The sequence below is a fragment of the Pseudomonas sp. IT-93MI4 genome, assembly GCF_949767635.1.
GTDB classification, from domain to species: Bacteria; Pseudomonadota; Gammaproteobacteria; order Pseudomonadales; family Pseudomonadaceae; genus Aquipseudomonas; species Aquipseudomonas putida_A.
On the sequence record NZ_CATKPP010000044.1, the window covers coordinates 37,389 to 52,302 of the forward strand.

Here is a 14,914-nt window from a genome sequence, read left to right on the forward strand (position 1 = left end):
GGCCGATTCGACGGCCGCACCTACAGCGCCTACGCTTGGTTGAGGGCGGAAGATTCCCACGAGTCTTCCGCTTTTTTCTTAGGAAAAATTCAGCCCAGCGCTGTGATCTGACCATGGAGTGTCCTATGCGCGTAATGGCATCCCTGCTGTTCCTCAGTCTCAGTTCCGCCGCCCTCGCCGACACCCTGCCCAGCTTTCTCAACAGCAACGAAACCACCCGCAACCTGCCCGTGCCGAATCTGCCGGCAGATGCCTATCGCCCCGCCGCCACGCCCCTGCAAGTACCCGACCCCGGCGCGGCCACGGCGCAGCCGTTGTTGATGGAGACCAAAGTCAATCTGAAAACCGTGCAGATCGAAGGCGGCACGATCTACCCGCTCAACGAACTGGCCGAAGTCTACAAACCCCTGATCGGCCATCAGACCAGCCTCGCCGACCTGATCGAAGCCACACGCGACATCACCCGGCGCTACCAGAAGGACGGCTATCTGCTGTCCTACGCCTTCCTGCCGCAACAGCGTTTCGACGACGGCGTAGCGCGGGTGGTGCTGGTCGAAGGTTATGTGCGCGATGTGCAGGTGCAGGGCGATGTCGGCCGGGTCAAAGGTCTGCTCGACGAACTGGCAGCCAAAATCCAGGCCGAACGCCCGCTGACCCGCAAGACCTTCGAACGCTACACCACCCTGATGACCCGCATCCCCGGCGTGACCATCCAGGCGCAAGTGCCGCCGCCCGGCACCACCGACGGCGCAACAACACTGGTGGCCCAGGCCAGCCGCAAACCGTTCACCAGCACCATGAGCACCACCGAAGATAACCGCAACGGCACGCAGGCATTGCTGGGGGTCAGCAGTAACTCGCAGACCGCCATGGGCGAGCAATTGACCCTCAGCGGGCTGTTTCCGCCGGGCGACGATCACGAACATTACTACCGCCTAGACTACAACCAGTTCCTCAATAGCGAAGGTACGCAACTGAGCCTGTTTGCCTCGCGCTACCGGGCCGATCCGGGCACCAATGTGCTCACCAGCGATGGCTTCGAACTCAAACCGCACAAGGAAGACAATCGTTACTCCATCGGTGTCAGCCACCCGTTCATTGCCGCCTCCAACGAACTGCTTAACGCGGGAGCGCGGCTCTATGCAGTGGATGACAAAAACCGCTACGACGTGGTCGGCTATCCGCTCAGCATCGAAGAGCGCACCAACGTGCGTGCCCTCGCATTCGAAGGCGACTGGCGCAAGAGCGATGCCCGGCAACTGCGGATTCTCAGTGGTGGCGTGTATCAGGGTCTGGACAGCATGGGCGCGCATTCCAACAACCCGGCGCTGGACCTGAACTTCCTGCGCCTGCGCCTCTCCGGGGTGCAAAGCGACAAGTTCTTCGACAACTGGCAAGGCGTGCTGTCGGCCGCGCTGTACTGGAGTGATGACACCCTGCCTGACAGCGAACGCGCGGTGTTCGGCGGGCAGAATTTCGGCCGTGGCTACCCGGACGATCAGGCATCGGGCGACAAGGGCTGGGGTGCGGCTTACGAGATCAACTACAGTTTCAATCGCGACGGCAACTGGGTGCGCATCCTGCAGCCATACGTGGTGCTGGACCGTTCGAAAACCTGGTTCAACAAGCTGGCGGTGCAGAGCAATGACCTGTCATCGGCAGCAGTAGGCCTGCGTTTTGGCGATGCCAAGTACTACAACATTGCGTTGGAGGCCGCCAAACCGATGTCCGATGAAGCGCTGGACACGTTCAATCGTCGGGCGCGTTACAGCATCAGTTTCAGCTATCAACTGTAGGGTGTCAGATCAATCAACTGAGCAGGCAGACCGCTTGCTCTCACATTGCAGCGCACATCCCTGTGGGAGCGGGCTTGCTCGCGAAAGCGGTGGATCAGTCAGCATTTTTGCCGACTGACACTACACCTTCGCGAGCAGGCTCGCTCCCACAGGTTTTACGCGATGTGGATCAGAACGCGTAACGCACCTTCGCAGTAAAGCTGTCGGCGTCGAAACCGCTGGAGGTCAGATAGTTGTAAGAGCCGCCGACGCTCCACGCGCCCATCCGGTAGTTGGCGCCCAGGCCCAGTTCATAGCTGTCACGCACCGGAGTGGTACCGCGGCTGACGGACGACTCGCCCCCCAGCACGAAGGCCGATGTGGTGCTGACCTTGTCACCGATGAAGTCATGCCAGGCCATCAGCTTCGCTTCCGGTTCCAGGCTGCCGCTGCCAACATCGAATGCCGCCGCCAGACGTGCACCGACGCCCATCTCACCGACTTCATAACGCTGACTGCCGACATTCAGCGACGCCGAGCTGCCCTTCTCGCGATACGCGTCCATGCCGACATTGGCATAGCGCGCGCCAACCTGTGGTTCCAGCACCACATCAGGCATCAGCCGCAGGCTGTACCCGGCCAGTGCGCTCACGCCGAATACATCACTGTCGTAATCAGCCTTGGCCTGAGTGCCAGCGATATAGCGTTTGGATTCGTTATCGTTCCAGCCGTACATCAGCGACGAGTCGACGAACCAGTTGTCATGCACCCAGTTGCTGTACAGCGTCAGCGCATGCCCAGTGACCTTGGTCTTGTTGCCGAGGTCGGATTTCACATCGGTATCGAGGTAGCTGTAGGCCAGACCCAATGTGGTATCGGCATTCAACTGACCATCGGCACCGACCGCGATCCCGTGGCTGTCGGCGTCATAACCGGCCACACCACGGCGCTCGTCCTGATTGGCATCGCTGCTCAAGGCTTGCAGCCATACGCCTTTTTCCGGGGCGCCGGTGGCTGAGCGTGCGCGACTGGAGCGATCATTGATCACGCCCGAGACCAGCGTCTGACTGTTGGTCGCCGCGTGCAGTACACCACGGCTGACATCCGGGCTGAGGGTTTCACTCAGGCGCGCCAGTTCGGCATCGGTGCCAGCGTTGGCGAATGCCTGGAACACCGGATCCTGTTCATCGAGGCGTGCCAGCAGTCCTGGCACATGCCCGACCGCCGTCGCCGCGTTATCACTACCGCCGACTGCCAGGGTGTTCTCGGCCAGCACCTCGCTCGACTTGGTCGTCACCACGCTGGTGATGTCGTTACCGACCACACCGAAACTCTTCACATCCAGCAGCGCGGAGGTCGAGGTCACGGTCAGGTTGTTGCCACCGACCAGATTCCCCGAGCTGATCAGGGTGTAACGCGTTCCACCGGGGCTCACGCGAAAATCACTGGAGCGCGCCAGCAGACGCAGTTGCGCGCCCGGAGCGATATCGGTGGTGCCGGTGACTTTCAGCACAGGCAGCGCCGGGTTGGTGTCATTGCCCAGGTACATCTCCAGCACCGAGTTCGACTCTTCCATATCGAAGTCGCCGATGAAGGTGGTGTGCGGCTTCATCAGGGTCAGCGTGCCCTCTTCGATAGTGACGTAGCCGGAGCGGATGGTCGAACCGTCGAAAGTCGCATCACCGTCGACCAGTACTCCAGACAGGCCGAGCAAGTCACCCTTCACCGCGCCGCCATAGAAATAAAAGTAGCTCGTGCCGTCATCGACCTGGATCGCCGCCTTGCCGCCCTCGATCAACCCGTTCATTTGATAGATGCTGAAAGGCAGGGCGCCACTGGCCTGGCCACTGACATGCACACCGATGTCCTCGCCGGAGATGGTTCCGCCGTTCCACAGCGCGGTGGAATTGGCGCTCGCCGGAGCGCTGAACTTGACCCCCTCGAACACTACCGCCTCGGCATTGGCACCGGTCGCACGGATAGTCCCGGTGTTGTTGACCGACTGGCTCAGCGTCGCGCCATCGAGCAATACGCCCAATGCGTCGGTGCCGCTAGCGGTGATGGTGCCTCGGTTGCTGAGCCCGGTCATGTTGGTATGCACCAGCAACAGGCCACTGGCGGTCTGGCCGCTGACGTCGATGCTGCCACTGTTGACCAACGAATCGCCCAGCGTGCTGCCGAGATCGGAAATACCGCTGGAGGTGCCAGCGTCGGCCAGACCGTGAACTGAAATAGAGCCTTCGTTGAGCAGCGCGCCGGCGATTTTGGTCGGCACCACTCCAGCGGTCCCCAGACTGATCCCGGTGCCGAACCTGGCGCCGTCAATCCGGATATTGCCGGTGTTGCGCAGTTGATCCGCCGTGACTCCCGAGAGCTGTGCGCCGTAGGTCGTACTCACCTGGGAAACAGGAGCGATATTGCCGTTACCGCTCAGAGTGATCAGCCCCCAGTTCTGCAGGTTACTGGTCAGCGGGCCGCCACTCAGGTCATGGTTCAGGCTCGCGCCGGCGGCGACAGCCATAGAGGTGTGCAAAGCGGCGGCGGCGGAGATGGAGAGCGCCAGGACAGAGCGGCGCAGGCATACGATAGTCACGCGAGATTCCCTTCCAAAACATGAGAAACAGTTTCAGCAGGGTTCATTACATGATTCAGGCATCCCTACCGTCCCACCAAGTCGTCCTGGTTCGGGCGCGGGGAATGTACACGAGCCATCATTTTGATACCACACAAAAGTCAAATTGATGGCGTCAATTTTCAAGACAATCCATCCAGTATCCGCTCAGGCCGCATCTCCTGCGCGCTTGAGCGTGGCGATCAACCTAGTTCTTGGTCTCGATCTTGCCGCCCGCATCCGGGTCGTAAAAATCCGGAATCTCGTATTTGTATTTCTTCAACCAGCGTTGCAGCGCCAGCTCCCGCTCCGCCGCCGTGGCGGTTTGCGGCTTGAGCGAGGCGGCCTGGTTGCGACTTTGCAGCACCAGCCACCCTTCGGTTTCCTGTTGCTGCGCCGAGGCCGGGCCGGCGTCGATCGCCTGGGCGGCGAACGGCAGGCTGAGCAGGGCCAGGCAATAAACACTGTGCAAGGTGTTCATGGTCATCTCCCGGAGTGTCACTTGAGCTTCGACGGTTGTGGGTCAGCCACCACCGCTACTTGATTACCAACCGCGGTCGGGGCCTTGGCCGGCACCTTGAGTTTTTCCGCGCGGGCCTGGGCGTCGGCGAACTGCTCCGGCGTCAGGTGCGCGCGGCTGACGATTTCGGCTGCTTGCTGCCAGTTGTTCTGGTACAGCAGCAAGCTCACCAGATTCAGCGTGGCCAGTTGATCGTTCTGCTTGAGTTCGATGGCCGTCAGGAACTCGAAACGCGCATCTTCAAGACGCAACTGGTTGAGGTAGACCACGCCGAGGTCGTTGCGGATTTTTTCATTGGTCGGCGCCAGACGCACCGCGCGTTGCAAGTGCGCCTGAGCCTGGCCGTTGTCGCCACGGGCGGCATAGATCTGCCCCAGGCCGTGTTCGGCGTCCGCCGTGAGGCAAGTACCGAGTAGCCCGCGATACAGCGGCTCGGCTTCATTGCGCCCGAGCAAGCGATACACCCTGGCCTTGCGTAGGCGGACCTCGACCAGTTTGTCGGGCAGGCTTTGCAGGTTGGCCAGGCTGGCGTGCAGTTTGCCGTCGTTGGCCAGATCGTCCGCCAGGTTCAGTGCCAGTTCCTGTTCGGAATCGAGTTTGCTGCAACTGGTCGGTGCGAGCATCGCCGACCACGGCGCCGGACCGTCGGTGGCGCAACCACCGAGCAACAACACACTTGCCAAGACAATCAGTGCTTTCATCAAACGCTCTCCATGAGCCAACGTCAGTTTGCAAACGCCCGGGTAATCGCGGTGAACCCCGGGCCGGCCAGTACGATCAGCAAGGCAGGAAACAGAAACAGCATCATCACCACCGACATCTTCGCCGACATCTTCGAGATGTATTCCTGCAGTCGGGTGAGGCGGCGGTCGTCGAGTAATTGTTTGAGCGCCAGCAGCGATTTCATTGCCCCGCCACCCTGCTGAATCAGTTGCTGCAGGATCACGCAGGTGTCGGTGAACTCATCGACCGCCAGCATCACCGAGGTCTTGTTCAACTCCTGTCCCAGCTCCAGTCCCGAGTCGACCCGGGCCAGAATCAGGCGCAGTTCGCGGGTCAGTTCCGGCAGCAGTTTCTGCCCTTCGGTGCTGAGCACGCGCAAGGCTTGTTCAACCGCCATGCCCGACTCGAATAGGATGCGCAGCAGCGGAATGAACGTGGAGATCTCCACGGCGATGGTTTTCTGCCGACGCCCGGCGGCGTAAGCCAGCAGCCGCTTGGGTAACAGGTAACCGGCGCCGGTGGCGAGCATCGGCACGATCCAGCGGTTGGCGGCGTGCGGAAAAAAAACTTCCTGGAGAAAGATCGCCAACCCAAGCGTCAGCAGCGGCGTGCCGATCTGGCAGGCGGCGAACAGCGAGCGCTCACTGGCGCGGCGCCAGCCGAGGCGACTGAGCAGGGTCTGGGTTTCGCTGTCGATGCTCACCGAGCGCTGACCGAACCTGCTGTTACCCAGAGCCCGCAGCCAGTTACCGAAACGGTTCTCGCGCACCAGATGCCCCTGCAAACGCTGGTTGACCTGGCGCACCCGGCGGCGCTCGGTCAGCAGGTGATTGACCACCAGCAACAGCGCGCCGAGCAGCAGCATCAGAGCGGCGAGATAGACCATTTCAAATACTCCGCAACATGCGCCACAGCGCCAGGCAACCGGTCACTTGCAACACCACGGCGATGATCAACATGGTCCGACCACCGGAGTCGTGCCACATGCCGAGCATGTAGCCGGGGTTGGTCAGCATGAAGTAGCTCACCAGAATCACCGGCAGCGAACCCAGCACCCACGCGGTCATGCGTGTTTCGCCAGTCAGTGCGCGCAGTTGCCGGGCGCCCTGGTCACGTTCGCGGATCAGCTTGATCAGGTTCTCCAACAGCTCGCTGGCATTGCCGCCGTAGCGATGATTGACCTTGAGGCCGAGGGCAAACATGCGCAGTTCGTCCTGTTCGTAGAGTTCGGCGAAATCGCTGACCGCATCCGGCAGATTGACCCCCAGTTGCACGTTGCGCTGCACCCGGCCCATGGCTTTTTTCAGCGGATCCTCGCTCGATTCGATGCCGCCCATGACGGCGTCGCTCAAGGTGCGGCCGGACTTGAGACTGCGTACCGTGTAGTCGAGCAGCTGTGGCAACTGCTCGATCATGCGTTTGATCCGCCGGTGGTACAGCCAGGAAATGTACAGGCGCAGGATCAGCGGCGGCGCCAGCAGCATCGCCAGCAAACCGATCCAGTCCGCCAATAGATAACCCAGGACAATCGCCACGCCCCACAGGGTCATCCACAGCCCGAAACGCTCGCTGGGACGGCCAAGCCCGGCGCGCAGAAACATCCGTTCAAGCCCGACCCAGGTCGGTTTCTGTGCGGCCAGTTGCGGCTGCCCCGCCGCGAGACGATTGAGAACCCGTTCGTTGCTGGTCTTGTGGATACCGTGCACGAACAGCCAGATCGACAGCCCGAGCAGGATCAGACACAGGAGGATAAGAATGGCCGGTCCGATCATGATGCAAGTCCCATGCGGTCAGCCCAGGTGGGTCTCGTAGCGCAACTTGTCGCCCGCCGGATTGACCGCTTCGCGCAGGAAGCCGAAACCAGTGCGCCGATCAAGGCGAAACAAGGTGTTGGTGACGTAGACGTCTTCACGGATGCCGACCACTTCCACCACCTCGCTGACACAGCGGCGGCCGTCGGGCATGCGAGTCAGCTGGATGATCACATCGAGGGCGGCGCAGATCATCTGGCGCAAGGTGCGCTCGGCGATCGAGCGACCGGTCAGCCCCACCAGCGTCTCCAACCGCAGCAACGCATCCTGGGCATTGTTGGCGTGTACGGTGCTCATCGAGCCGTCGTGACCGGTGTTCATCGCGGTCAGCACATCGACCACCTCGACTCCACGAATCTCGCCAAGGATGATCCGGTCGGGGCGCATGCGCAGGGCGTTGCGGATCAGGTCGCTGGCCTTGACTTCGCCGTGGCCCTCGGCATTCGGCGGACGGGTTTCCAGGCGCACAACATGCGGGTGGCTGAGCTGCAATTCGGCGACGTCTTCGATGGTCACCAGACGTTCGTGGGGGTTGATCAATTGGCTGAGGATGTTCAGCAGCGTGGTTTTGCCGGTGCCGGTACCGCCGCTGATCAGCACGTTACAACGCTTGCCGACCGCCTCCTGAAGGAACTCGAAAATCGCCAGATCGATGGTCTGCATCGCCATCAGATCACTGCTTTTGAGCATGTCCTTGCGAAACTTTCGAATCGACAGGCAGGGGCCGTCGAGCGCGATCGGCGGGATGATCGCGTTGACCCGGCTGCCGTCCGGCAGACGTGCATCGACCATCGGCGAAGACTCGTCGAGACGCCGCCCGAGTGGCGCGAGAATCCGTTGCATGACCCGCTCGACGTGGTGCGCGTCGATAAAACGCAGGTCACTTTGATGCAGCACGCCATCGCGTTCGATGAATACCCGGTGCGGGCCGTTGACCAGAATTTCGGTCACTGACTGATCGCGCAGCAGCACTTCCAGCGGACCGAAACCGGTGAGTTCATCGACGATTTCCTCGGCCAGCCGCTCCATCTCGTAACGGGAAATCGCCAGGTGCAGGCGGGCGATGTATTCGGCGACCTTATCGGTGACAAACTGCGCCAGCAATTGGCGCGAGCCCTCCAGCAGGTTTTTCCCCGACTCTTCGATGGCGTCGATGATGTAGCGGTGCAGGACCAGTTTCAGGCCTTCGTGATCGGTATTGCCGGTCGCGCCGCGCTGCACCGCGCCGAACAGTTTTTCCGCGCTCATGAGGTGCCTCGCAAGCGATCGAACCAGGTGACTTTGGGTTTGGCCAGGCCTTCGGAGCGCCTGGCCAGACGCTCACCGAGAGCACGCAGGCTTTGCGTGATTTTTTCCCGCGGGGCCAGTTCGAACAGGCTGACGCCCTGATTCTTGGCGTTCAGGCGCACTTCGGCATTGGCCGCCAATACCGCGATCACTTCGAGGTTGAAGGTTTTGCCCAGGGTTTCAGCATCCGGGGCCACGTTGCCCAGATAGCCGTCCACCAGCAAACGTGCGTGGTCGAGCTTCATGCCCTTCTCGCGCCACAAGTTGAGTACGGCGAGGTTGCGGCGGCAGTTGAGCACGTTCTGATCGGTATACCAGATCAGCTTGTCGCAGTGGCTGACAAACGTGCGCAAGGCTTCACTGTCAGATTGCCCGGTAAGGTTCACGACGATGTGCTGAAAGTGTTGGCGCAAAGCGCTGAGCAACATGTACAGCTCGGCGGCACTGGTGTTTTCCAGCGGCTCGTCGCTGCTGGCATACGCCAGAATCCGCAGCCCCGCTTCAGCGCTGGTGAAGGCACTGTCGATCAGCGTCGCATCGAGCCTGCGCAAGTGACGCAAGGCATCGCCGAAGTGGAACGAACTCTCGAGCCCGAGCAACGCCAGGCTGTCACCGCGCGGCAGGCCCAGATCCAGCAGCAAGGTCTGCTGTCCGCTCTTTTGCACCACCTGCGCCATATGGTTGGCCAGCAGCGCGCCATCCGAATAGCTCTGCGTGCCGTACAACACCGTAAGGCCGCCAAGCTGGGTATTGGCCGCCACGGGGGGCAGACGTTTGTTCAGGCGCCGCACCAGCCCCGCGACCTCACTGGCCCGCGAACCGTAGGCGACGAAATCCCGGGCGCCGGCACGCATGGCGTTGAGCACCAGTTGGTTGTCCATGCCGTCGCCGAGCGCAACGATGGCAAGCATCGGTTTGGCTTCCAGCGCGCCTTCGATCAACGCACTCTGCGCCACCACATGGTCGCGATCGAGGCCGACGAACACCAGGCTGGCGAAGGTGACATCGACCAGCGCCAGCAACTCGTCCAGGCTCCCGGCCCCGGCGCTCACCACTTGGCCCAGCGGCGCGAGTGCGCCTTGCAGCCACTCCAGATCGGTGCTGTTACGGGTGATCGCCAGAAAGGTCTGGCTCAGGTTCTGGTTCATTGGGACAGCCCACTGCGTTTGTCGAAGTTGCCGTTTTCGAGGAAGAACATGCGGTAGAAATTCGGATCGTAGTTGCGCAGTTTTTCCCCCGGCAGCGATGGCAGTTGCGCGTCCGCCGCCAGTGGCTGCACCAGGTGCGGGGTGACAATCATCAGCAGTTCGCGCTCTTCGCGTCTGATCTGCGAGCCTTTGAAAAAGGCGCCGAGCACCGGGATATCGCCCAGCCCCGGAAACTTGTTCACCTGCGAACTGTTGGTGGTGCTGATCAGGCCGCTGATCACGAAGCTTTCGCCATCGGCCAGCGAGACGCTGGTGTCGGTACGGCGGATGGTCAGGGCCGGCACGGTGGTGCCGGCGATCTGCACGGCGTTGCTCAAATCCAGTTCGCTGACTTCCGGTGCGACCTTCAGCGCGATGCGGTCGTGGCTGATCACGGTCGGGGTCAGGGTCAGGCGGATACCGAACTCCTTGTACTCGATCGACACGTTGTCGCTACCGGCGCTGGGCACCGGAATCGGGATTTCACCACCGGCCAGAAAGCTTGCGCTCTGCCCGCTCAACGCCACCAGGCTGGGGCGCGCGAGGGTGTAGGCGAAACCGCTGGTTTCCAGCGCGTTGATGATCGCCATGGTCTTGCCGCCGATCCACGAAAAATTGAACAGGCCGTTATCCACCGGCAGTCTCGGCGTCGGCACGCCATCGATTGGCGGCAACGTACCGGGCGAACCAAACAGGAAATTGCCCCGGGTGCCGATCAGCGAAGCGGTGGCTTCCTTGAGTTTGGTGCGGCTGACTTCGACGAAACGAATGTCGGTCTGCACTTGCGAGGGCAGCATCGGATCATCGGAAGGCATTCTGCTGGCGCTGGTCAGTGCGGCAGTGGCACTGCCCTTGACGAACACCATGCTCTGGCGCGGCTCACTGGAGCACGACGTCCAGACCATCAGGCTGGTGGCGCCGGGGGCCACGCCGGTGAGTAGAAACGAGGCGCTGCCGGTGTCGTGCACATCAGCGATCTTCGGGTCGCCGATAGCCACGCGGGTGATTGCCACGGGCGACTGGATGTCCTGCTGGAAGCCTTCGCCGATCTCGATCACCGGCGGCATACGGCCGAGTGCCGAGCAATTGCCGGTGGCCGCGACGGCGGCGTTGATCGACAGTCCCATCAGTATCAAGGCCCGGACGACAGGTGTTAATAGCGGCCTGAATCGACTCTGCATGCACGTGGATCCTTGCTCAGTCATGGGGCTTGTTGGGAAAGCTGATTGCCGCGGATCACTTCCATCGGCCGCGCACCGCCATGGCCGCCAGCGGCCGGCGCTTTTGGCGCGGCACCGAGGGCCAGTTGGGTGAACTGGAAGAGCTGGCTGTTGGCGTTATCCACATGCGCCGGTGACTGGGTTTCACCGGCCCAGTACTTGGCCAGACGCTGTTCTTCGCTGCTGCGCACGGCCAGGCGCAACGTGCCGACCTGAGTGGCGAGCATCATCCGGCTGAGCAATTGTTCGGGCACCGCCAGCACCACGGTGCGTGCAGCGATCCGGCGTTGATCCTGTTTGAGTTTTTCGTCGGCGCTCAAGGCCGGGGTGGCGGGTTGGCCGTCGTTGGTCAGGCCGTATTGCTCACCGACACCGAGTACGCGCATGGCCGGCACCACGATCTGCGCCGACTGCTGCAGATTGCTCGCGTCCTGACGCAGGTAGAGCAGCACATCGACGTAGTCGCCGGGAATCAGTTGCCCGGCGGCGCCGATCACTTCATCCACGGCCACGGTGAGCGCGCGCTCATCACTGTGAATCATCCGCGCCAGTGAGCCACCGGCCTGAAAGCTTTCGTCGTTGAGCCAGGTGCCTGCGCTCAAGTGCCGCCACGGCGTGCGACCCACCGCTTGCTCGACACTGGAAAGGCTGCCGGCTGGCGCACTGCGCAATTTCTCCACCGCCACATCGGCAGCCGTGAGCGGCGTGAACGGCGGCACATCGTGCAACAGCACGACCACTGGCTGGCGGGTCTGATCTTCGGCGGCGGCCAGGGTTTTTTCCATGGCGACTGCCGGGGCGGCAGGCACTTGGGCAACGGGAGCCGGTTGCCGACTGAGCATCAGGCCCCAGTAGCCGACGACGATTGCCCCCAGCAGCAGAACGGCTGCAAGACCCATGGTGACGCGACTGTTCATGACGGCTCTCCCTTTCCTCACTGCACCGACAGCCTGTACTTCCTGCCGAGAGAATTTTTCGCGATCAGGCAGCTATGAACATGCAACGATTTCGCTATTTCCAAGCTAGCTGATCCGAGCCAAAACGCCATTTCTGACAGGAAAATAACTCACTAAAGTATGAGTCCTGGCCAATTAACTGTAGGGTTTGGCTCGACTAACGTTCTGGTTAATCCTTTGTGATTAATCCGTTCTTACAGTTGTTGAGCAGGGGTTTGTTGACAATGCTCTGATAGCACGGTGAAAGCATGCCGCTGTAGCGTTGGATCGGCGCCAGAGGCGCAAAGGAGTGGACGTATGTTTCGGATGATCATCGACTATCTACTGGCCAGGGCCAGGCTGCTGTGCAGAAGTGAAGAAGGCGCATCTGCCATCGAATACGCGATTGTGGTGGCAATGGTGGCGGTCGTGGTTGTGGTGTTTGTGACGCCCATCGGCGACAAGGTGCTGGCCATTTTCAACCTGGTGTTGACCAAACTCGGTGGCGCTACGCAGGTCAGACCGACACCTTGATCAAAAACCTTGCCCCTCTTCCAGTGCCCGGTCCCATGCTCACCCATAGCAGCGCTCAGGCACTGGCAAGTCATCGGATTTCACAGGTCCGATCTCCCGTTGTAACTAAGGAGAATGTCAATGATCCTTGAATACCTGATCATGCGCCTGAGGTCCTTTCTGGCCAGTACGGAAGCCGCTTCAGCCATCGAGTACGCGATTGTCGTGGCTATGGTGGCGGTCGTGGTGGTGGTGTTCATCACACCCCTGGGCGCGAAAATCTTTGCGATTTTCAACAATGTTCTGGTGGCGCTCGGTGGAGCCTCGCAAACCGCTCCGGTACAAACCCCCTGATGTGAGTCGCGTCCGGCGAATGTCGCGCTACACTCGATCTCACTTCCAGCTTTTCAGGGACTGCCCATGACTGCCTCCTCGCTCCCCCGCCAACAGTTGCTTCTGGTTGACGACGAAGAGGACGCGTTGCTTGAGCTGGCCGAGTTACTGGAGGGCGAGGGCTTTGTCTGTCACACCGCCACCTCGGTGAAACTCGCCCTGCATCACCTCACCCGCTTTCCGGATATCGCCCTGGTGATTACCGATCTGCGTATGCCGGAAGAGTCCGGCATGTCGCTGATCAAGCGTCTGCGCGAGCACACCTCACGCCAGCATCTGCCGGTGATCGTGACCTCCGGACATGCCGACATGGAAGACGTCAGCGACATGCTGCGCCTGCAGGTGCTGGACCTGTTTCGCAAGCCGATCTACCACGTGCGCCTGCTGGAAACCCTGGACAATCTGTTCCCCAAACCGAAGACGCAGGCCGGGTAATTCACTCAGGGTGTTTTTGGAAGAATTGACTGCCTGCCCGCGAGGAACAGGCAATCAAGATCAGTGTGCTGTCACACGCTGACGGGCGGCCGAAGCACTCGGTGATAGCGCCAATGCCAACTGGGTGCGGTTGTGCATATGGGTCAGGCGCAAGACCTGCGAGACATACAGTTTCACGGTGTTTTCGGTGATGCCCAACTCGCAGGCGATCTGATAGTTGGTCTGCCCTTTGCCCACCAGCCGCGCCACATCCAGTTGCCGTGGCGAGAGCTGATTGAAGATCGCCGGGATCTCCTGCTCGGCTTCGGCGCCGTCGCCGCCGAGCATGTCTTTGACCACCGCCGCCGGATTGCGCCGGACCTTGTCCAGATCCTGGTAGAGATCGTCGATGGATTCCGAGAGAAACTGCAGCTTCTGGTTCAAGTGGCCCAACTGGACATTCTTGTGCCGCTCTTGCAGGGCCGCTTCCTGACGTTTCACGCCTTCGAGCAGTTCATCCAGCTGGATCGGCTTCTGGTAGTAGTCGGCAATCCCGGCACGCAGGGCCTTGATCACGTCCTGTTTGTCGGCGCGCCCCGTGAGCATGATCGCTTCGAACACCCGGTGTTTGCCGCTGATGCGTTGCAGCTCCTGCACCAGTTGGATGCCATCCATGTCCGGCATATGCAGGTCGCTCAGCACCAGACCGATTTCGGCGTCTTCACTGAAACGCTCGATCGCCTGAGTGCTGGATTCACACGGCACACAGCGGTACCCGCTGCTTTCGAGAAACTCGCACAATTCTTCGACGATCAACGGTTGATCATCGACCACGAGCACTTTTACCGCCGACGTAAGCTTGTTCACGAACCACTCCATTGCTCGGGCCAAAGCTGACTTTTTCTGCACTTTGGCGATGTAACCACTTCATTTGAAAGTAGACGCACTTTCCGACTATGTACATAGGACTAGTGGCATCTGGCGACTAATGGATCCAATGTATTGAAGCCAATACACCCAGCAGCACGAACGGCGCAAATGGCAGCTTCTTTGACGCTCCTGGCTCTAAATATCGAAGACGTTCTCTAAGCCATTGACTCATATGAAGCCAGACTCTTGGCGCGATCAGCAGCCAGAGCAAACTCGCGATACCCGCGCCGATAAACGCACAAAGAATGAATAAACCGTTCGTCGCAAGGCCCATGGCTGTCATTAATTTCACATCGCCTGCGCCCATCCGGCCCATGAAATACCCAGGAACGGTCAACATCAGGGCGATCGCGGCGGCCCACCATCCCTGCTGCGCATCGGCTCCGAACCAGGTCGTGCCAGTCGCCAGCAAATGGATCAGCGCCAGCGCTCCTGCACCGAACGTCAGCACATTGGCGATACGCCGTTGCCGGGCATCCTGGGCGGCGCACAGGGCCAGCCAGATCAGGAGAACTAAACTCTGCATCCGGTTAAATCCATCCGATTTTGCTGAATGATTCTATGCTGATACTACGCAGTGAAAGTCAGGGTAGAC

15 protein-coding genes are annotated in these 14,914 nt (G+C 60.8%); 4 read left to right on the top strand and 11 right to left on the bottom strand.

Features of this window, described 5'->3' with window-relative positions:
- Positions 1–125: 125 nt before the first annotated feature.
- Positions 126–1,796, top strand: a complete 1,671-nt coding sequence (locus tag ACM6I7_RS17080; RefSeq protein ID WP_027613621.1) for a ShlB/FhaC/HecB family hemolysin secretion/activation protein — start codon at positions 126–128, stop codon at positions 1,794–1,796.
- A 169-nt stretch (positions 1,797–1,965) separates the two neighbouring features.
- Here ACM6I7_RS17080 and ACM6I7_RS17085 read toward each other — a convergent pair whose 3' ends face one another.
- The 9 genes from ACM6I7_RS17085 to cpaB form a co-directional block, all read right to left on the bottom strand.
- Positions 1,966–4,368, bottom strand: a complete 2,403-nt coding sequence (locus ACM6I7_RS17085; RefSeq protein ID WP_414888928.1) for an autotransporter domain-containing protein — start codon at positions 4,366–4,368, stop codon at positions 1,966–1,968.
- A 226-nt stretch (positions 4,369–4,594) separates the two neighbouring features.
- Positions 4,595–4,867, bottom strand: coding sequence for a DUF3613 domain-containing protein (locus tag ACM6I7_RS17090; RefSeq protein ID WP_097089929.1), 273 nt, complete (start codon positions 4,865–4,867; stop codon positions 4,595–4,597).
- A gap of 17 nt (positions 4,868–4,884) precedes the next feature.
- The gene (locus ACM6I7_RS17095; RefSeq protein ID WP_097089928.1) at positions 4,885–5,607 is read right to left on the bottom strand and encodes a tetratricopeptide repeat protein; all 723 of its coding nucleotides are present in this window, start codon (positions 5,605–5,607) and stop codon (positions 4,885–4,887) included.
- A 23-nt stretch (positions 5,608–5,630) separates the two neighbouring features.
- Positions 5,631–6,515 carry a type II secretion system F family protein gene (locus ACM6I7_RS17100; protein WP_096794837.1) on the bottom strand — a complete coding sequence of 295 codons (885 nt, stop codon included), beginning with the start codon at positions 6,513–6,515 and terminating at the stop codon, positions 5,631–5,633.
- 1 nt (position 6,516) lies between these two features.
- Positions 6,517–7,401, bottom strand: a complete 885-nt coding sequence (locus ACM6I7_RS17105; RefSeq protein ID WP_097089927.1) for a type II secretion system F family protein — start codon at positions 7,399–7,401, stop codon at positions 6,517–6,519.
- Positions 7,402–7,419: 18 nt separating this feature from the next.
- Positions 7,420–8,688 carry a CpaF family protein gene (locus ACM6I7_RS17110; protein WP_115988283.1) on the bottom strand — a complete coding sequence of 423 codons (1,269 nt, stop codon included), beginning with the start codon at positions 8,686–8,688 and terminating at the stop codon, positions 7,420–7,422.
- Positions 8,685–9,875 carry a pilus assembly protein gene (locus ACM6I7_RS17115; RefSeq protein ID WP_414888929.1) on the bottom strand — a complete coding sequence of 397 codons (1,191 nt, stop codon included), beginning with the start codon at positions 9,873–9,875 and terminating at the stop codon, positions 8,685–8,687. The genes ACM6I7_RS17110 and ACM6I7_RS17115 overlap by 4 nt, the downstream gene beginning before the upstream one ends.
- Positions 9,872–11,095, bottom strand: a complete 1,224-nt coding sequence (locus ACM6I7_RS17120) for a type II and III secretion system protein family protein (RefSeq protein ID WP_097089924.1) — start codon at positions 11,093–11,095, stop codon at positions 9,872–9,874. The genes ACM6I7_RS17115 and ACM6I7_RS17120 overlap by 4 nt, the downstream gene beginning before the upstream one ends.
- A 20-nt stretch (positions 11,096–11,115) precedes the next feature.
- Positions 11,116–12,051, bottom strand: coding sequence for a Flp pilus assembly protein CpaB (cpaB, locus tag ACM6I7_RS17125; RefSeq protein ID WP_096794832.1), 936 nt, complete (start codon positions 12,049–12,051; stop codon positions 11,116–11,118).
- A gap of 336 nt (positions 12,052–12,387) precedes the next feature.
- Here cpaB and ACM6I7_RS17130 point away from each other — a divergent pair, with 336 nt between their 5' ends.
- From ACM6I7_RS17130 to ACM6I7_RS17140, 3 genes are all read left to right on the top strand, one after another.
- Positions 12,388–12,603, top strand: coding sequence for a Flp family type IVb pilin (locus ACM6I7_RS17130; protein ID WP_414888930.1), 216 nt, complete (start codon positions 12,388–12,390; stop codon positions 12,601–12,603).
- Positions 12,604–12,723: 120 nt separating this feature from the next.
- Positions 12,724–12,936, top strand: coding sequence for a Flp family type IVb pilin (locus ACM6I7_RS17135; RefSeq protein WP_134785354.1), 213 nt, complete (start codon positions 12,724–12,726; stop codon positions 12,934–12,936).
- Between the two features lie 66 nt (positions 12,937–13,002).
- A complete protein-coding gene (locus ACM6I7_RS17140; protein WP_095138201.1) occupies positions 13,003–13,410 on the top strand; it encodes a response regulator in 408 nt (135 codons plus the stop codon).
- A 60-nt stretch (positions 13,411–13,470) separates the two neighbouring features.
- Here the strand turns inward: ACM6I7_RS17140 and ACM6I7_RS17145 are convergent, their stop codons facing one another.
- Positions 13,471–14,256 carry a response regulator transcription factor gene (locus tag ACM6I7_RS17145; protein ID WP_096794830.1) on the bottom strand — a complete coding sequence of 262 codons (786 nt, stop codon included), beginning with the start codon at positions 14,254–14,256 and terminating at the stop codon, positions 13,471–13,473.
- A gap of 118 nt (positions 14,257–14,374) precedes the next feature.
- A complete protein-coding gene (locus tag ACM6I7_RS17150) occupies positions 14,375–14,845 on the bottom strand; it encodes a prepilin peptidase (protein ID WP_115988286.1) in 471 nt (156 codons plus the stop codon).
- Positions 14,846–14,914 lie beyond the last annotated feature (69 nt).